This is a genomic window from Streptomyces sp. NPDC002577 (assembly GCF_053594815.1).
The window spans coordinates 116336-134605 of sequence record NZ_JBSFWK010000019.1 but is presented as its reverse complement, the minus strand read 5'-3'; the positions used below and the strand labels follow the sequence as shown (position 1 = coordinate 134605).

Here is an 18270-nt window from a genome sequence, read left to right as displayed (position 1 = left end):
TCAGTTGCACTCGCGTCACGCAAGAAGATCTACCGGCCCAGGCCCCTCCGCGAGGGCGGATCGCGCAGATTGATCACGACTCGATACGCGCCCTAGTTGGGACTCTCCGTCGAGGAATGCGGTGCCGTGCGGAGAGTCGCGGAGGACGGTGTCAAGCCGGGGGAGCGATCCACCCACGTACATCATCGCGCTGCTGGCCCCGGCGAATCCGGGTACGTCGGTGGGGATGACTCGTACGGTGTGGCCCCGCTCGATCTGCCGCAGCATCTCTAGAAGTTGAGCTCGGGCAACCTTGCGATCGGCCACGAGGATGCGCAGAGCGAATTCGTGGACGATCGCTTCATACGCTGCGGCATCATCTCCTTCGATGGCGGCTCGCCGCCTCAACCTGTGCTCGACTCGGGGTTCCAGTTCGCTCGGCGGAAGCTCGGGGACCATGTATCCGAAGACGGCGCGGGCGTAGTCGGGGGTCTGGAACAGTCCAGGCACGTGCGTGATGACGACCTCACGCAGGAATGACGCGTGGTGCTCCAGTTCGGCGACATCCAGGAACACCGGTGGAAGGACGCCCCGGTATTCCTCCCACCAACCACGTACGCGGTCTGTAGCCATGCTGACCAGCGCTTCGACCAGTGTCTCGTCGGCACAGGCGTAATGAGCGGCGAGCCGCCGCACGCGCTCCTCGCTCACGCCTGCGAGGCCCGCTTCCACCTGGCTGATCTGGGCCGAGGTCGAGCTCAGCAGCCCCGCCACTTCGCGTGCCTTGAGGCCGGCTGCCTCGCGTAGCCTGCGCAGTTCGGTGCCCAGTCGCACCTGTCGTGCAGTGGGCTGACTCCTCGGCGCCATGCACCCCTCCCGGCCTCAACTGGCCTGCCTTCACGCCTCGTTTGGGTGCCAGACTACGCCAGTGGGTTGCGTGAGGAAAAATTTTTGCTCTACCGTCGGTGACGCGACGCACACGCTGCGGAACGCCGGGACCCCGGAAGCGCACCACACCGTCATGCCATGACGGCTGCGGCATTGCCACCGCCCGCCCCGCCGCGCTTCTCCAACTCCCCGACAGCTCACCTGGAGCGCACGCATGCCCAAAGACGAACCCTGGGAGTACACGCTCCACATCCCCCACGACCTCCGCGCCGTCCCCGTCTGCCGCCGCACCCTGCGCCTGATCCTCGCCGCCCACGGCCTGATTCGCCTCACCGACGTGGCGGAACTGCTGGCGACGGAGCTGGTCTCCAACGCCGTACGACATACGAAGGGCCCGGCGGCTCTACGTCTGTGCTGGCGGGACGGAGTCCTGCGCATCGGCGCCTGGGATGCCGACCCCAAACCCCCGCCGCCCGCGCCGGTGTCGATGCCTGGCGTCGACGCGGAGGCGGGCCGCGGCCTCGAACTCGTCCGCGCCTGCGCCGACGACTGGGGCTGGCATCCGCTGGCCCAGGGCGGCGACGGCGGCAAGTACGTGTGGTGTGACCTCGGCGGGGCGATGCGCGTTGATCGCATCGGACAGTAAGGAGAGTCGATGGTCGGCTCGTCACACGAAGCCCTGCACCGGATCTTCCAGAAGGACGCGGCGCTGTTGATCCGTGCTTTACAGCGCCTGCTGCACATTCCGTTTCCCGAGCCGCGCGAGATCGCGATCCTCAACGCCGACCTCACCGAGATCGAGCCGGTCGAGCGCCGTGTGGACACTCTGCTGAGGGTGGACACCGACGACGGCAACTATCTGCTCGTGATCGAGTCGCAGGGCAAGAAGGACGAGGCCAAGCGTGGAAGTTGGGCCTACTACCTCTCGTATCTGTACGAGAAGTACCGCTGCGAGCCGATCCTGATCGTCCTGTCCCAGAGCAGCGCCACGGCCCGCTGGGCGGCACAGCCCATCCGGTTCGGCCTGCCGGGCTGGCCCTCGCTCACAGTGCGGCCGATCGTCCTGGGCCCGGACAACGTGCCGGTCATCGCCGACGAAATGGAGGCCGTACGGGATGTCTCCCTCGCGGTGTTTTCGGCGATTACGCATGGTAGGGGGCCGGGTGTCACCGGCATACTGAAGTCGTTGGCGGCCGCCTTGGACACCATCGACTCCGAGAGCGCGGCGGTGTTCGCACAGCTCACCTTGTCAGGCCTGGTGGATCCCCAGGCCAGGAAGATCTGGAGGGACCTGATGGCGCCGGTGAACTACTTCTTCCGGCACCCCGTTGCCGAGAAGGTACGGGATGAAGGACGGGTCGAGGAGCGCGCGGAGGTGGTCCTGCAAATCCTCGAGTGGCGCGGCATCCCGGTGCCGGATTCCGTCCGCAAGCGGGTGAGCTCCTGCTCTGACCGGGAGCAACTCAAGGTCTGGTCGGAGCGGGCGGTGCACGCGGCAGACGCGTCCGACCTGTTCGCTGGTGAAGGAGCCTGAAGCGAGGGTCGAAGAGTGGGAGCCTCCCCCGTGCATCTGGGCCCGGCCCGCGAATAGTCGTACGCGTCCGGAGTAACCGGCACGGCATTGCCACCTACTTTTGACCGGCTGTCGCTCACGCGCGGGGCGGCGCGGTGCTTCCGCGGATGACGAGCTGAGTGGGCACGACGACGTCGTGCTCGGTCTCCTCCCCGCGCAGGATGCTCAGCAGCATCCGCCCGGCCAGCTCCCCCTGCTCCCGCACCGGCTGCCGCACGGTCGTCAGGTCGGTCAGTTCGGCGACCGGGTGGTCGTCGATGCCGATCACCGACAGGTCCTGGGGGATACGCAGACCCGCCCGGCGCAGCGTGCGGATCGCGCCGAGGGCGACCTCGTCGGAGTGGGCGTAGACGGCGGTGGGCGGCTCGGGCTGGCTGAGGAGTTTGGCCATGGCGTCGGCGCCCTGGGTGCCGCCCCAGTCGACGGTGACGACGAGGCGCTCGTCGACAGGGATGCCCGCGTCGCGCAGGGCGGCGTAGTACGCGTTGGAGCGGCCCGACGGCTGCACCTCGTCCGGCTGGTCGGGGTCGACCGCCGCGATCATCGCGATCCGGCGGTGGCCCAGGAAGAGCAGATGGTCCATGGCCTGGCGGCCTGCCGTCTCGTCGTCGATGGAGACGTTCGGGTACGGGGCGTGCTGGCCGCCCGCGGCGATGACCGTGACGCCCATCAGCTCCAGGCGCCGCTGTTCCTCCTCGCCGACTGGGAACGCCAGTACGACCACCGCGTCCACCTTGCGCCTCGCCGGCAGTCGGTGGAAGAAGTCGTGGCGGTCCTCGATGCCGTCGACGTGGTACAGGAGCACGTCCAGGTCGGCGGCGCGCAGCACCGACTCCAGCCCCTCCAGCAGGGCGGCGAAGAACCAGCGGGAGATGTGCGGCACGACCACCGCGACGCGGCCCGTGTCGCCGCCGGCCAGGCGGGACGCCTCGGGGGAGACGACGTAGGAGAGCTCCTCGGCGACCGCGAGGACACGGCGGCGGGTGGCCTCGGCGACACCGTTCTCGTTGTTGAGGGCACGTGAGGCGGTGGCCATGGAGACGCCGGCCGCGCGGGCCACATCCGCCATGTTGATCTTCTGGGAGCTCTGCGCCATGCCGGAAGGTTAACCCAGATCCGAAGAGGTTCGGAAACGCTTCCGTGATTCCTGGAAGGGCTTCCGAGTGGCCTTAGCGGAGCTCAGCTGCCAGCCTGCATGACCATCTGATCGTTTCAGCACGTCAAATGCATGTTGCGTTTTCGTTACTTGACAGACCTGCCCGGTCACCTCAGTCTTTCGGCAACGGAAACGCTTCCGAAACGACCTTCGCGCTCTCCTGCGGCCCGGTCCGGGAAGCACGCCGACCTCTGTCTGCCGATCCTCAGTGGAGCGGCAGCCGCATGGATGCGAGGAGGCATCATGCCCGAGCAGCACCCCTCCGCCCCCGTCAGAGCCGTTGGCCGTCGCCTGCGCGCCCCGCTGGCGGCCGTCGCCGCGGCCTCCGCGCTGGCCACGCTCGCCGCGTGCAGCGGGCCCGGCTCCGACTCGGGCTCCAGCTCGTCGGCCGACGCGACCCCGACCGCCGTGAACACCGCCGTCGCCGACACCCCGGCCACGCTGACCCTGTTCTCCGCGGCCGGTCTGGAGAAGTACGAGCAGGGCCTGGCCGACGCCTTCATGGCCAAGTACCCGAAGATCAAGGTGAAGCTGCGAGTCGAGGCGGACAACAACTACAACACCGTGCTGCCGAGGCTGCTGGCCTCCGATTCCGCGCCCGACATCGCCGCGCCCAGCGACCTCCTCGGCGGTGTGAAGGACGGCCTGCTCACCAACCTCGATGCCTACGACAAGGCGTACGGCTGGAGCGACAAGGTCCCCGCCTCCGCACTCGCCCCCGGCCGGGTGTCGAACGGTGTGATCGGCTCCGGGTCGCTGTACCTGTCGGGCGGCTCGGCCGGCCCTCTCGTCGGTGTCTTCTACAACAAGGAACTGGCCGCCAAGGTCGGCATGAAGAAGGTGCCCGATTCCATCGCCGAACTCGAAGCCGTCATGGCCAAGGCGAAGAAGTCCGGGATCACCCCGATCGTCGCCTCCAACCAGGACGGTCTGATCGGCCACCTCTACAACCTGCTGCTCGGCGACTACATGGGCGCCCAGGCGCTCAGCGACTTCGTGAACCACAAGCCCGGCACCACCCTGGACACCCCGGAGGCCGTCAAGGCCACCAAGACCCTGCAGAAGTGGATCAAGGCGGGTTACTTCGCCTCCGACGTCAACGCCCTCAACCAGGAGGCGTCGTACGGCAAGTTCACCGGCGGCAAGGGCCTGTTCTTCTTCCAGGGCAGCTGGATCACGCAGACCATCGACAAGAACTTCAAGGGCAAGTACGGCGTCTTCCCGATGCCGCCGGCCGAGAAGGGCGGCAAGTACGCGGGCATGACCAGCAACACGCTCGCCTACTCGATCGCCGCGCACTCCAAGAACAAGGACGCCGCCGCCCTGTTCCTGGACTTCCTCACCACGCCCGAGGCCGCAAAGGTCGCCGTCGACAACGGCTACGCCGCGGTGACCTCCGACAGCGAGAAGGCGGCGAAGCCGTCCCTGTCCGGCACCCCGACCGAGCAGATCCAGGCCGGTTACGCCGCCATCGCCGCCGACAACGGCTTCGACAGCTGGATCCAGAACGCAGCCCCTGCCGTCAACACCAAGCTGCCCCAGCAGCTCCAGCTCCTGGTCTCCGGCAAGGTCGAACCCGCCGCGATGGTCAAGACCCTCCAGACCACCTACGCCAACGCCCTCAAGAGCAGCTGAGCAGCATGCCTACGACCCGACCGACCAGGGAGGGCACCGCCGCCCGGGGCCGCCGCAGGCTCCGGGCCCGGCGGTGGGCCGGCTGGCTGTTCGCCCTCCCCGCCCTCGCCTTCTACGGCGTCTTCAACTTCTACCCGGTCCTGCTGTCGATCCAGTACTCCTTCTACGACTGGGACGGCATCGGCGCCTCCACCTGGGTGGGCCTGAAGAACTACAGCGCGGTCTTCACCGACTCGGAGCAGTTCTCCTCCCTCCTCCACGCCTTCTACCTGATCCTCTTCTTCACCGTCCTGCCGGTGACCCTCGCCCTGATCACCGCGTCCGTACTACGCCGGATCGAGGGCCGCTTCACCGGGACCGTGGCCCGCACGCTGCTGTTCCTTCCGCAGATCATCCCCGGCGCCGCCGCGGGTGTGGCCTGGACATGGATGTACTCCGACAACGGCGTGGTCAACCAGACCCTGCGCGCCATCGGCCTGGGCAGCCTCGCCCGCGCCTGGCTCGCCGACTTCCACTGGGCCCTGACCGCCGTCGGCTTCATCGGCACCTGGCTGTCCACAGGTCTGTGCACGATGCTGCTGCTTGCCGGCATCGGAAAGATCGACAACAGCCTGTACGAGGCAGCCCGCATCGACGGGGCGGGGCCCCTCCGCCAGTTCCGGGCCGTCACCCTGCCCGGCCTGCGCAACGAGATCGGCGTCTGCGTCACCATCACGATCATCGCCGCCCTCGCCAGCTTCGACGTCGTCTACCTCGCCACCCAGGGCGGCCCCGGCACCCAGACCATGGTCCCCGGCGTCGCCGTCTACAACCTGGCCTTCAGCGACAGCCGCCTCGGCGCGGCCTCCGCGCTCGCCGTCGTCCTCGCCCTGATCGTCATCGCGGTCGTCGTCCCGCTCCAGCGCCTGTTCCGGGAGAAGTGACCATGCCCGAACGAACGCAGACCGCGCGGACACTTCGCCGCCGCGCCCCCGGCCTCGTCCTCATCACGGCCGCCGCGCTCTACTCCGTCGTCCCGCTGCTGAGCATGGTCAGCGCCGCCCTCGCGCCCCAGGGAACCTTCCCCTCGGGCCTGAGCTGGCCGTCCGACCCGCACTGGCACAACTTCGTCGACGCCTGGAGCATCGCCAACATCACGACCCTGCTGAAGTCCAGCACGCTCATCGTGCTCGGCGTGGTCCCGGTGGCGGTCCTGATCTCGACGATGGCCGCGTACGCGATCGCCGTACTGGAGATCCCGCTGGGCGGCGTCTTCTACACGATCCTCGTCCTGACCCTCACCCTGCCGTACGAGATCGTGATCGTCCCACTCTATGAACAGACCAAGGCCATGGGCCTGTTGGGCAGCCAGTGGGCACTGATCCTCCCCCTCATCGGGATGAACATGCCGTTCGCGGTGTTCTGGATGCGAGCCCATTTCGTCGGTGTGCCGAAGGAATTGTCCGAGGCGGCGGGCATGGACGGCGCGGGGCCCTGGCGGGCGCTGTTCCACATCCACCTGCCGCTCGCCCGCCCCGCGATCGCCTCCCTGAGCCTGCTGATGTTCCTGTCCACCTGGAACCAGTTCCTGCTGGCCCTGGTGCTCATCGACGACCCCAACAAGCGAACGATGGCAGGCGCGTTGCAGGCGTTCACCACGAAATACAGCACCGACCAGGTCCTGTTGAACGCCGGCGCTCTCCTGATCATGGCCCCCACGATCCTCGTGTTCCTGTTCCTGCAACGCCACTTCGTCAAGGCGCTGCTCCAGGGCTCGGTCAAGGGCTGACCCCCACCCCCAACCCCATCTATAGACAGTCAGGACCGAGCCACGTGAGCAACCCGGCCCCCACGAACGACCCCGCGAACGAATCCTGGTGGCGCTCCGCCACGATCTACCAGGTCTACATACGCAGCTTCGCCGACGGCGACGGCGACGGAACCGGCGACATCGCCGGCCTCCGCTCGCGCCTGCAGTACCTCGCCCACCTCGGCATCGACGCGATCTGGATCAACCCCTGGTACCCGTCCCCGCTGGCCGACGGCGGCTACGACGTCTCCGACTACCGAGACATCCACCCCACGTACGGCACTCTCGACGAGGCCAAGCAGCTGATCAACGAAGCCCACGAGTTCGGCCTGCGCGTGATCCTGGACATCGTCCCGAACCACACCTCCGACCAGCACGCCTGGTTCCAGCAGGCGCTCGCCGCAGGCCCCGGCTCCCCGGAGCGGGACCGCTACATCTTCCGCGACGGCCGCGGCGAGGACGGCTCGCTGCCGCCCAACGACTGGCACGCAGCGTTCGGCGGCCGTACCTGGACCCGGACCGACGACGGCCAGTGGTACCTCCACCTGTTCGCCCCCGAACAGCCCGACCTCAACTGGGACAATCCCGAGGTCCGCGCCGAGTTCGAGTCGATCCTGCGCTTCTGGTTCGACCTGGGTGTCGACGGCTTCCGCATCGACGTCGCCCACGGCATGGTCAAGGACCCGGCGCTGCCCGACCTCGGCCTGACCGAGTTCTCGGTCCTGACGGGCGAGGGTCAGCAGGACCACCCGCACTGGGACCGCGACGGCGTCCACGACATCTTCCGCAGCTGGCGGGCCATCGCCGACAGCTACCCCGACCCCCGCGTCTTCGTCGCCGAGGCCCACGTCCGCCCCGGCCGCATGCCCGACTACCTCCGCCCCGACGAACTCCACACCGCCTTCAACTTCGACTTCCTCAAATGCCCCTTGGACGCGGGCAAGCTGCGCGAGGTCATCGACCGCAGCATCACCAGCCTCGCCACCGTCGGCGCCCCCGCCACCTGGGTCCTGTCCAACCACGACGAGACCCGCCACGTCACCCGTTACGGCCGCGCCGACACCGGCGTACAGGCCCTGTTCCGGGACCGGCCGATCCCCAGCGACCTCGCACTCGGCACCCGCCGCGCCCGAGCGGCCGCCCTCCTGATGTTCGCCCTGCCCGGCGGCGCGTACATCTACCAGGGCGAGGAACTGGGCCTCTACGAGGTCGAAGACATCCCGGAACAGCTCCTCCAGGACCCCACCTGGGAACGCTCCGGCCACACGATCCGAGGCCGCGACGGCTGCCGCGTCCCCCTTCCCTGGACTGGCGACACTCCGCCCTTCGGGTTCAGCACCTCCGCGTCCGCCACCCCCTGGCTCCCCCAGCCCGAGGACTGGAAGTCGTACACGGCGGAGGCCAACCGGGCCGACCCCACCTCCATGCTCCAGCTCTACCGCTCCGCCCTGCGTCTGCGCCGCACCAACTCGGGCCTGAGAGGAGAGGACTTCCGCTGGCTGGACAGCCCGGACGGCACGCTCCTCTTCGAACGCGGCAACGGCGTCCTGTGCGCGGTCAACCTCTCCGACCAGCCGATCCCGCTCCCCGACGGCTCCAGCCCCCTCCTCGCCTCGGGCCCGCTGAGCGAGGACGGCCAGCTGCCCTCCGACACCACGATTCTGCTGCACCGGGACTGACGCGCCGACGCATCCGAATCCACCAGGGCCTGTCCGGTATTACTCCCCGCCTACCGGACGGGCCCTGGTCCATGTGTTTGTGCACGTGATAGTCGCCCGGCGTCAGTGCCCCCGCTGCATGCCGAAGGCGGGACCCGAAAGCCCCGCCCAAACCCCAAGAAGCCCCAGCTCACGGCCACACCAGACAGTACGGCTGATGCCCCGCCTCATGCAGTCGATGGCTGAAGTCCTGCCACTCGTGCAGCAGTTGGTACACATTGAACGCGTCGCGCGGGCCCCCGCGGTCCGGGACCGTCGACCAGATGAACGCGGCCGCGCCGACCGCCTCCTCGCCGACGCCCCGCAGGGGGTCGACGACGGTCATCGGCAGCTTCACGACCGCGTAGTCGGGGTGGAGGACGACCAGTTCGAGCGGGGGGACCTTGTGCAGGGGTATGCCCTCGATGCCGGTGAGGACCATCGCGGCCATCGTCTCCGGCTTGATCTTGGTGAACATGCCGCCCATGCCGAGCTCGTCGCCGCCGAGTTCCTCGGGGCGCATCGAGATCGGCACGCGGGCCGCCGTCGCGCCGTCCGGCGCGCCGAAGTACTTGTAGGTCACCCCCACCCGGCCACTCCTGCTTCCCCCCGGCACTCGCTCGCTCTTGCCCCGGGCCCCTGCCCGGGATGCCTGTATTCCGGGTGTCCCGGCGGCCCCGGTCGTCTCCGCCGGCCCGGAGTCCGGGCGGCGCTGTGCGTCCCGCCGGTGTCGTCCCCTTGCCTGACCTGCGGCAGGGGGGATGTCAGCACGCCGAGGACCGAGGTCACCAGTGCCCTCGCCCAGTCCGCCACCGCGATGCATATCTCCACCCGACTGCTTTTCTAGGCCGCACATCCCCCGCGGCGCAACCCGATCATCGTGACAGTGACCTCCCCCACGGCCGCTCGCCGAAACGTGCGGTGAAACACCTGTCCCGTGCCGCGGATCGGCTCCGGGCACCCGGAAGTGCCGACGGCCGGCCGCTGAGGGCGGTGACTCTCCCTGAGTGCGGATCCTGCGGGGAGTGTAGGCAGCGCCTTCCCGCCATGACCACTGCAAAAGGGGACGAGCCGTGTGAAGGTCCAGTTCCGGCTCGGTTGCGGTTTGTCCCGGTGCCGCCGGACCGGCACGTACCGGCACGTACGACGGAGGGAGACCCGCACGATCCGCCCGGAACCGGGCCGTACGCTGAGGGGTATGGCAGAGGCGAACAACATCCCCGGCAGCGCGTCGTCCCCGGTGGCGACCACGCCGTACCCCTTTGAGGCGCCGGTCTCGCAGGGTCTCTTCGACCGTGCGGGCCGCGTGACGCCCGGCGGCGTGAACTCTCCCGTGCGCGCGTTCCGCGCCGTGGGCGGTACGCCCCGGTTCATGGTGTCCGGCACGGGCCCGTATCTGACGGATGCCGACGGCCGCGAGTACGTCGACCTGGTGTGCTCGTGGGGGCCGATGATCCTCGGCCACTCGCACCCCGGGGTCATCGCCGCGGTGCAGGAGGCCGTCGCCCGTGGCACGTCCTTCGGTACGCCGGGTGAGGGCGAGGTCGCGCTGGCCGAGGAGATCGTCGCGCGGATCGAGCCCGTCGAGCAGGTGCGGCTCGTCTCCTCCGGCACCGAGGCCACGATGTCCGCGATCCGTCTCGCGCGCGGTTTCACCGGCCGCGCCAAGGTGATCAAGTTCGCCGGGTGTTACCACGGTCACGTCGACGCCCTGCTGGCCGCCGCCGGATCCGGGGTCGCGACCTTCGCGCTGCCCGACACCCCCGGCGTCACCGGCGCGCAGGCCGGCGACACGATCGTCCTGCCGTACAACGATCTGGACGCGGTGCACGCTGCCTTCGCCGCGCACCCCGGCGAGATCGCCTGTGTGATCACCGAGGCGTCGCCCGGCAACATGGGCGTCGTGCCGCCGCTGCCCGGCTTCAACGCGGGGCTGAAGGAAGCCTGCGCCGCGAACGGCGCCCTTTACATCTCCGACGAGGTCATGACCGGCTTCCGCACGTCGAAGGCCGGCTGGTACGGCGTCGACGGTGTGCGGCCCGACCTCATGACGTTCGGCAAGGTCATGGGCGGCGGCTTCCCCGCGGCGGCGTTCGGCGGCCGCGCGGACGTGATGGCGCATCTCGCCCCGGCCGGCCCCGTCTACCAGGCGGGCACGCTCTCCGGGAACCCGGTCGCGACCGCCGCGGGCCTCGCCCAGCTGCGGCTTCTCGACGACGCCGCGTACGACAAGCTCGACGCGGTGTCGCGTGAGCTCCGCGGTCTGGTGAGCGAGGCGCTCGGCAAGGAAGGCGTTTCCCACCGGGTGCAGAACGCCTCCAGCATGTTCTCCGTCTTCTTCACCGATGAAGACGTACGCAACTACGACGACGCGAAGCGGCAGGAGGCGTTCCGCTTCAACGCCTTCTTCCACTCGATGCTGGCGCAGGGCGTCTATCTGCCGCCGTCGGCCTTCGAGGCCTGGTTCGTGTCGACCGCCCACGACGAGCGGGCGATCGAGCGCATCGCCGCCGCCCTGCCCGCCGCCGCCCGTGCCGCCGCGGAGGCCACCGCATGAGCGCCCTGCCTGACGACCGCAAGACCGCTGAGACCGCTGAGACCTCAGAGCCCGCCGAGACCCCGAAGTCTCCCGCGGGGCGCGACGACATCACCGTCGTGCACCTGATGCGCCACGGCGAGGTGCACAACCCCGACGGACTGCTCTACGGGCGGATGCCCGGGTACCACCTCTCCGAACTGGGGCGGCAGATGGCAGAGCGGGTTGCCGAGCATCTGTCGACGCGCGACATCACGTACGTCGTCGCGTCGCCGCTCGAGCGCGCGCAGGAGACGGCGACGCCGATCGCCAAGGCACACGGCCTGGACCTGGCCACGGACGGCCGGCTGATCGAGGCGGACAACGTCTTCCAGGGCAAGACCTTCGGCGTCGGCGACGGCGCGCTGCGCAAGCCGGAGAACTGGAAGCACCTGGTCAACCCGTTCAAGCCGTCCTGGGGCGAGCCGTACATCGAGCAGGTCGTACGGATGATGAGCGCGCTGGAGGCGGCGCGGGACGCGGCCCGCGGCCATGAAGCGGTGTGCGTCAGCCACCAGTTGCCGATCTGGATCGTGCGCAGCTTCGTGGAGCGGCGGCGGCTGTGGCACGACCCGCGCAAGCGGCAGTGCACGCTCGCGTCGCTGACAAGCTTCACGTTCAAGGACGACAAGATCGTCTCCGTCGGCTACACGGAGCCGGCCCGCGACCTCGTTCCGGCCCATCTGCTCGCCGGTGCCAAGCCGGCGAAGGGCAAGGGCAAGGCCTTCGGCGCGTAGCGCTCCGCTGGGTGCGCGGTGATGAAACCGCGGGCCGGTGGGGGCTGGTCGCGCAGTTCCCCGCGCCCCTCAGGGGGCGCGGTCCAGGGGTCCGGCATGGTCGTACGGCGGTGGGGTAGTCGCTGCTGTACGCCCATACCGGCATCTCCGCACGGCAATCTTGAGCCACCCGGCCGTAAAAAGCCCCAGAAAGCAGGTGATTGACCGGAACCGCCGTGTTCGTTGCCGCCTCTAACGGGATGTCCATCTTTTATGGGCATCCAGTGCGACGAACGGGGTTGGAATGCGCCATATCACCCGAAGGGGACTGATCGGACTGGGAATCGGCGCCGCTGCCTCCCTCGGGCTGGCGGCCTGCGGGCCCGAAGGCGCCCACGGCGGCGCAGGGGACGGCCACGGAGGTGGCACCGGCGCCTCGGGGGCGCCCGACGGCCGGCAAGGTGACGGCAGGCCGGGGCCCCCGAAGAACCCGGTACGTCTCATCGGCGACGGCTCCACCGCGTACACCGGAAAGCAGCCGAACCAGCCCGCCGAGCCGGTGCCGCTCGAACCCGGCCAGAAGCCGCCGCAGTTCGTCATCTTCTCCTGGGACGGTGCGGGCGAGGTCGGCAACGGCCTCTTCCCGCGCTTTCTGAAGGCCGCCGAGGACCACGGCGTACACATGACGTTCTTCCTGTCCGGGCTGTATCTCCTGCCCGGGTCGAAGAAGCGCCGCTACGAACCGCCGAACAATCCGGTCGGCGCCTCCGCCATCGGCTATCTCACCGACGAGCACGTCAGGGCGACGCTGAAGAACGTCCGCCGGGCCTGGCTCGCCGGCCACGAGATCGGCACCCACTTCAACGGGCACTTCTGCGACGGAACCGGCAGTGTGGCCAACTGGACGCCCGAGCAGTGGCACAGCGAGATCCGCCAGGCCAAGGCCTTCGTCAAGGAGTGGCGTACGAACACGGGCTGGAGCGAGCTGCCCCCGCTGCCCTTCGACTACGACAAGGAGCTGATCGGCGGCCGCACGCCGTGCCTGCTCGGCCAGGACAACCTGCTGCCCACCGCCCGCGAGCTCGGCTGGCGCTACGACGCCTCCTCGCCCGGCGGCCTCCAGCAGTGGCCGCGCAAGAGGCAGGGGGTCTGGGATCTGCCCCTGCAGGGCGTGCCGTTCCCGGGGCACAGCTTCGAGGTCCTGTCGATGGACTACAACATGCTCGCCAACCAGTCCCGGAACTCGACCAGGGCGCCCGCCTACAACTACCCGGGCTGGCGCACCCAGGCGACTCGGTCCTATCTCGCGGGCTTTCAGCGGGCATACGAGACAAATCGTGCACCGTTCTTCATCGGCAACCACTTCGAGGAGTGGAACGGCGGCATCTATATGGACGCCGTCGAGGAGGCGCTCAAGCACATCGCGGGCCAGAAGGATGTGCGTTGCGTCTCATTCCGGCAGTTCGTGGACTGGCTCGACGCCCAGGATCCGGCGATCCTCGCCGAGCTGCAGAGCCTGGACGTGGGGCAAGTGCCTGCCGGCGGCTGGAAGACCCTGGGCAAGGGCGCCGAGAGCCCTGGCCCGGGTGCGCCCGGCGCCAGGGGCGCCAAGCCCTCTGCTCCGGGTGCGCCTGACACCAGGGGCGCCAAGCCCTCTGCTCCAGGTGCCGCCTGACACCAGGGGCGCCAAGAGCCCTGCCCCGCGTGCCGTCTGACGCAGGAGTGCAGGGTAGGCGCCTGAAATGCGGTTCTTCGCCCTCGAGGGGGGTGCGGAAGATCCCCGAATCGGGCATGCGAAACTTTTCACATGAGTGCCGCCAGCCGAGCCCCACAACGCTCGAATCGCACCCGTAACCGCAGCCGCGCCGTCCTGCTGACCGCCGTGGCGGCGGTCGCCGCGCTGACCCTGTCTGCGTGCGGGTCGGGCGGCACCCAGGGCGGCTCCGGCAACACCAACTTCGTCACCGGCACGGACGGCATCGCCACCGTGAAGAAGGGTGAGCGCACCGCCGCGCCCAAGCTCGACGGCAAGACCCTCGAAGGCGCCGAACTCGACGTCGCCGACTACAAGGGCAAGATCGTCGTCCTGAACGTCTGGGGTTCCTGGTGCCCGCCGTGCCGCGCCGAGGCGCCCGGCTTCGTCAAGGTGGCCAAGGACACCGCGGCGCAGGGTGTGCAGTTCATCGGCATCAACACGCGTGACACCAGCACGGGTCCGGCGAAGGAGTTCGAGAAGAACTACGGCGTCACGTACCCGAGCCTGTACGACCCGACCGGCAAGCTGATGCTGCGCTTCCCCAAGGGCGCGCTCAACCCGCAGGCCATTCCCTCCACGGTGGTCATCGACCGCGAGGGGAAGATCGCGGCCCGCTCGCTGTCGCCGCTCAGCGAGGAGAAGCTCCGCAGCATGCTCAAGCCGCTGATCGCGGAGAAGTGATGGGAGTCACGACTCTCGCGGCCGGCACGGCTCTCGCGGCTGTCGCCGAACCGAACCAGACGGTCCTCAACGGCGCTTTGCTGGTGGCGCTGCCGGTCGCCGTCCTCGGCGGGCTCGTCTCGTTCTTCTCCCCGTGCGTGCTGCCGCTGGTGCCCGGCTATCTGTCGTACGTCACCGGGGTGAGCGGTACGGATCTGGCGGACGCCCGGCGGGGCCGGATGGTCGCGGGGGCGAGCCTGTTCGTCCTCGGGTTCACCGCGGTGTTCGTCTCCAGCGGTGCCCTCTTCGGGTTCTTCGGCTCGACGCTCCAGGAGCACAAGGACGTCCTGTCCAAGGTGCTGGGTGTGCTCATGATCCTCATGGGGATCTTCTTCGTGGGGCTGATGCCCTGGCTCACCCAGCGCGAGTTCCGCTTCCATACGCGGCCGAGCACCGGGCTGGTGGGCGCGCCCTTCCTCGGCGCGCTCTTCGGGATCGGCTGGACACCCTGCATCGGCCCGACCCTCGCCTCCGTGAACGCCCTCGCACTCGACCAGGCGAACGCGGGCCGCGGGGCCGTCCTGACGGTCGCTTACTGCCTCGGTCTCGGCGTGCCCTTCGTGCTCGCCGCCGTCGCCTTCCGCAAGGCGCTCGGGGCCTTCGGCTGGGTCAAGCGGCACTACGCGTGGGTGATGCGGATCGGCGGCGGCATGATGATGGCGACCGGCCTGCTCCTGCTGACGGGCGTGTGGGACAGCCTCGTGCAGGAGATGCAGGTCTGGTCCGACGGCTTCACGGTGGGAATCTGATCCATGAGCAAGACCGGCCAGAAACAGAGCGCTGACGTGCAGACCCACGACGAAACGGCCCCCGACGAAACAGCCCCTGAGGCGACGTCCCAGGACGAAACGGACATCGCCGACGAGCGCGCCGACGGCGTGGCGCAGAGCGATGGCGCGGCGCAGAGCGACAGCGATCTCGGCGAAGCCGGATCGCAGTTGTCCACCGCGCCCGTCGAGACCGCCATGCCCGGCTCGTTCGGCGGTGCACGGGCCCCCGGTGCCGCCGGATGGCTCGCCTGGACCGGCCGCGAGGTCGTCGGCTGGGCCCGCTGGTTCTGGCGGCAACTGACCTCCATGCGGGTCGCGCTGATCCTGCTCTTCCTGCTGTCGCTCGGCGCGATCCCTGGCTCGCTGATCCCGCAGACCAGCGTCGACGAGCTCAAGGTCCAGGACTTCAAGACCGCGCACACCACGCTCGCGCCGATCTACGACAAGCTCGGGCTCTTCCACGTCTACAGCTCGGTGTGGTTCTCCGCGATCTACATCCTGCTGTTCGTCTCGCTCATCGGCTGCATCATCCCGCGCACCTGGCAGTTCGTCGGCCAGCTGCGCAGCCGCCCGCCGGGCGCTCCCCGGCGCCTGACCCGGCTGCCCGCCTACACGACCTGGCGCACGGAGGCCGAACCCGAGCAGGTCCGCGAGGCCGCGCTCGCCCTGCTGGGGCAGCGCCGCTTCCGCGCCCACACCACAGGTGACGCGGTCGCCGCCGAGAAGGGCTATCTGCGCGAGGCCGGCAACCTGATGTTCCACATCGCGCTGATCGTGATGCTGATCGCCTTCGCCAGCGGCCAGCTGTTCAAGTCCGAGGGCGGCAAGCTGATCCTCGAGGGCGACGGCTTCTCCAACACGCTCACCCAGTACGACGACTTCAAGTCCGGCAGCCTGTTCAACACGGACGACCTCGCGCCGTTCAGCTTCCAGCTCGACAAGTTCGTCGCGACGTACGAGCGCACCGGGCCGAACAAGGGCACCGCCCGCATCTTCCGCGCGAACATCACGTACAGCCAGGGCGCCGAGGGCAAGGAGACGAAGAGCTCGATCGAGGTGAACAAGCCTCTCGAGATCGAGGGTTCGAAGGTCTACCTCATCGGCCACGGCTACGCGCCCGTCGTCACCGTCCGCGACGGCCGCGGCAAGGTCGTCTTCCAGCAGGCCGTGCCGCTGCTGCCGATCGACTCCAACATCACCTCGACCGGAGCCATCAAGGTCCTCGACGGCTACACCGACAAGAACGGCACGAAGGAGCAGCTCGGCTTCAACGCCTTCTTCGTGCCGACCTTCGCGGGCGCCGGCAAGGGCCAGATGTTCTCGCAGTTCCCGGGGCTGGACTTCCCGGTGCTGGCGCTGTCCGCGTACCACGGCAGCCTCGGCGTCGACTCCGGCATCCCGCAGAACGTGTACCAGCTGGACACGTCCAAGATGAAGGAGTTCAAGGACTCCGACGGCAACCTGCTGAAGAAGCGGCTGCTGCCCGGCGAGACCATGACGCTGCCGAACGGCGCCGGCTCGATCACCTTCGAGAAGGACGTCAAGCAGTGGGCCAGCTTCCAGATCTCGCACCAGCCCGGCGACGGCTGGGCGCTCGGCGGAGCCATCGCCGCCATCGCGGGTCTCGCCGGTTCGCTGTTCATCCAGCGCCGCCGGGTGTGGGTCCGCGCCACCACCGGTGACGACGGCGTGACCGTCGTGGAGATGGCGGGCCTCGGCCGCAGCGAGTCCGCGAAGCTCCCCGAGGAGCTCGGCGACCTCGCCGGGGTCCTGTACGAGAAGTCGCCGCCACCCGCCGAAAGCGACCCCGACCCCGACCCCGACCACACCCCCGACCCCCGTGCCGTACCTGCCGAAGGGGCTGAGAAATGAATCTCGCCGCCGCAACCAACGAGAATCTGGCACACACCAGCAATGTGCTGATCTACTCCGCGATGGCCGTCTACACCCTGGCCTTCTTCGCGAACATCGCCGAGTGGCTCTTCGGCAGCCGCAGCAAGGTCAGCCGCACGGCCGCCGCGCTGACCGACAAGGGCGCAGCCGCCGAGCAGGCACCCGCCGTGACGGTCACGTCCAAGGGCGGCACCGCCGTCCTGGAGCGCCCCAAGGTCGTCACCCGCTCCGCGTCCGGCACCCGCGACGTGCCGGACGGTCCCGGCGCGCACGGCGGTGACGAGCAGGGCGACCTCTACGGCCGCATCGCCGTCTCCCTGACGGTGCTCGCCTTCCTGATCGAGGCGGGCGGTGTGGTCACCCGCGCCCTGTCGGTGCAGCGCGCGCCGTGGGGCAACATGTACGAGTTCAACATCACCTTCTCCACGGTCGCCGTCGGCGTGTACCTCACGCTGCTCGCCCTGAAGAAGAACGTCCGCTGGATGGGCCTGCCCCTGGTCACCACGGTCCTGCTCGACCTCGGCCTCGCCGTCACGGTCCTGTACACCGCCAGCGACCAGCTGGTGCCCGCCCTGCACTCGTACTGGCTGTGGATCCACGTCTCCACCGCGATCTTCTGCGGCGCGGTCTTCTACGTGGGTGCGGTCGGCACGCTGCTGTACCTGTTCCGCGACTCGTACGAGAACAAGCTGGCGAACGGCGGGCAGCCCGGCCGGTTCGCGACCTCCGTCCTGGAGCGCCTCCCGGCCGCCGCGACGCTCGACAAGTTCGCCTACCGCGTCAACGCCGCCGTCTTCCCGCTGTGGACGTTCACGATCATCGCGGGCGCCATCTGGGCCGGCGACGCCTGGGGCCGCTACTGGGGCTGGGACCCCAAGGAGACCTGGTCGTTCATCACCTGGGTCGCGTACGCCTGCTACCTGCACGCCCGCGCCACCGCCGGCTGGAAGGGCCGCAAGGCCGCCTACCTGGCGCTGATCGCCTTCGGCTGCTGGCTGTTCAACTACTACGGCGTGAACATCTTCGTCAGCGGCAAGCACTCGTACGCGGGCGTCTGACAGCCTCGTACGACCGGGCCGGTTCCATGTGACATGAGTCATGGGAACCGGCCTTTGTCGTACGG

At 68.9% G+C, this 18270-nt stretch carries 16 protein-coding genes; 13 read left to right on the top strand and 3 right to left on the bottom strand.

Going from position 1 to position 18270, the window contains the following annotated elements; translation table 11 throughout:
* Positions 1-15 precede the first annotated feature (15 nt).
* The gene (locus tag ACWD4J_RS23890; RefSeq protein ID WP_451397446.1) at positions 16-846 is read right to left on the bottom strand and encodes a helix-turn-helix domain-containing protein; all 831 of its coding nucleotides are present in this window, start codon (positions 844-846) and stop codon (positions 16-18) included.
* A 235-nt stretch (positions 847-1081) separates the two neighbouring features.
* On the opposite strand from ACWD4J_RS23890, the gene ACWD4J_RS23885 reads away from it, so the two are divergent.
* Complete coding sequence (locus ACWD4J_RS23885) at positions 1082-1513, top strand: ATP-binding protein (RefSeq protein ID WP_451397445.1); 432 nt, start codon at positions 1082-1084, stop codon at positions 1511-1513.
* Positions 1514-1522: 9 nt separating this feature from the next.
* Positions 1523-2401 (top strand): hypothetical protein, encoded by an 879-nt coding sequence (locus ACWD4J_RS23880; RefSeq protein WP_451397444.1) that lies wholly within the window; start codon positions 1523-1525, stop codon positions 2399-2401.
* 115 nt (positions 2402-2516) lie between these two features.
* Here the strand turns inward: ACWD4J_RS23880 and ACWD4J_RS23875 are convergent, their stop codons facing one another.
* Positions 2517-3536 (bottom strand): LacI family DNA-binding transcriptional regulator, encoded by a 1020-nt coding sequence (locus ACWD4J_RS23875; RefSeq protein ID WP_451397443.1) that lies wholly within the window; start codon positions 3534-3536, stop codon positions 2517-2519.
* A gap of 303 nt (positions 3537-3839) precedes the next feature.
* Here ACWD4J_RS23875 and ACWD4J_RS23870 point away from each other — a divergent pair, with 303 nt between their 5' ends.
* From ACWD4J_RS23870 to ACWD4J_RS23855, 4 genes are read left to right on the top strand one after another with little or no spacing between them, the layout of a single operon-like run.
* On the top strand, positions 3840-5231 hold the full coding sequence (locus tag ACWD4J_RS23870) for an ABC transporter substrate-binding protein (protein ID WP_451397442.1): 1392 nt from the start codon (positions 3840-3842) through the stop codon (positions 5229-5231).
* Positions 5232-5236: 5 nt separating this feature from the next.
* Positions 5237-6154 (top strand): carbohydrate ABC transporter permease, encoded by a 918-nt coding sequence (locus ACWD4J_RS23865; protein ID WP_451397441.1) that lies wholly within the window; start codon positions 5237-5239, stop codon positions 6152-6154.
* A 2-nt stretch (positions 6155-6156) separates the two neighbouring features.
* On the top strand, positions 6157-6999 hold the full coding sequence (locus ACWD4J_RS23860; RefSeq protein WP_451397440.1) for a carbohydrate ABC transporter permease: 843 nt from the start codon (positions 6157-6159) through the stop codon (positions 6997-6999).
* Between the two features lie 44 nt (positions 7000-7043).
* Positions 7044-8699 carry a glycoside hydrolase family 13 protein gene (locus ACWD4J_RS23855; RefSeq protein ID WP_451397439.1) on the top strand — a complete coding sequence of 552 codons (1656 nt, stop codon included), beginning with the start codon at positions 7044-7046 and terminating at the stop codon, positions 8697-8699.
* A 169-nt stretch (positions 8700-8868) separates the two neighbouring features.
* Here the strand turns inward: ACWD4J_RS23855 and ACWD4J_RS23850 are convergent, their stop codons facing one another.
* Positions 8869-9540, bottom strand: coding sequence for a hypothetical protein (locus ACWD4J_RS23850; RefSeq protein WP_451397438.1), 672 nt, complete (start codon positions 9538-9540; stop codon positions 8869-8871).
* Positions 9541-9915: 375 nt separating this feature from the next.
* Between ACWD4J_RS23850 and hemL the strand changes: the two genes are divergently transcribed.
* From hemL to ccsB, 7 genes are all read left to right on the top strand, one after another.
* Positions 9916-11274: a glutamate-1-semialdehyde 2,1-aminomutase gene (hemL, locus tag ACWD4J_RS23845; RefSeq protein WP_451397437.1), complete on the top strand. Its 1359-nt coding sequence runs from the start codon at positions 9916-9918 to the stop codon at positions 11272-11274.
* Between the two features lie 107 nt (positions 11275-11381).
* Positions 11382-12029: a histidine phosphatase family protein gene (locus tag ACWD4J_RS23840; RefSeq protein ID WP_451397458.1), complete on the top strand. Its 648-nt coding sequence runs from the start codon at positions 11382-11384 to the stop codon at positions 12027-12029.
* Positions 12030-12312: 283 nt separating this feature from the next.
* Positions 12313-13683: a hypothetical protein gene (locus tag ACWD4J_RS23835; RefSeq protein ID WP_451397436.1), complete on the top strand. Its 1371-nt coding sequence runs from the start codon at positions 12313-12315 to the stop codon at positions 13681-13683.
* Between the two features lie 132 nt (positions 13684-13815).
* Positions 13816-14445 carry a TlpA family protein disulfide reductase gene (locus ACWD4J_RS23830; RefSeq protein ID WP_451397435.1) on the top strand — a complete coding sequence of 210 codons (630 nt, stop codon included), beginning with the start codon at positions 13816-13818 and terminating at the stop codon, positions 14443-14445.
* Positions 14445-15233, top strand: coding sequence for a cytochrome c biogenesis CcdA family protein (locus ACWD4J_RS23825; protein ID WP_451397434.1), 789 nt, complete (start codon positions 14445-14447; stop codon positions 15231-15233). The genes ACWD4J_RS23830 and ACWD4J_RS23825 overlap by 1 nt, the downstream gene beginning before the upstream one ends.
* A gap of 216 nt (positions 15234-15449) precedes the next feature.
* Complete coding sequence (gene resB / locus ACWD4J_RS23820; protein WP_451397457.1) at positions 15450-17126, top strand: cytochrome c biogenesis protein ResB; 1677 nt, start codon at positions 15450-15452, stop codon at positions 17124-17126.
* Positions 17123-18205, top strand: a complete 1083-nt coding sequence (gene ccsB, locus ACWD4J_RS23815; RefSeq protein ID WP_451397433.1) for a c-type cytochrome biogenesis protein CcsB — start codon at positions 17123-17125, stop codon at positions 18203-18205. Before resB ends, ccsB begins: the two co-directional genes overlap by 4 nt.
* Positions 18206-18270 lie beyond the last annotated feature (65 nt).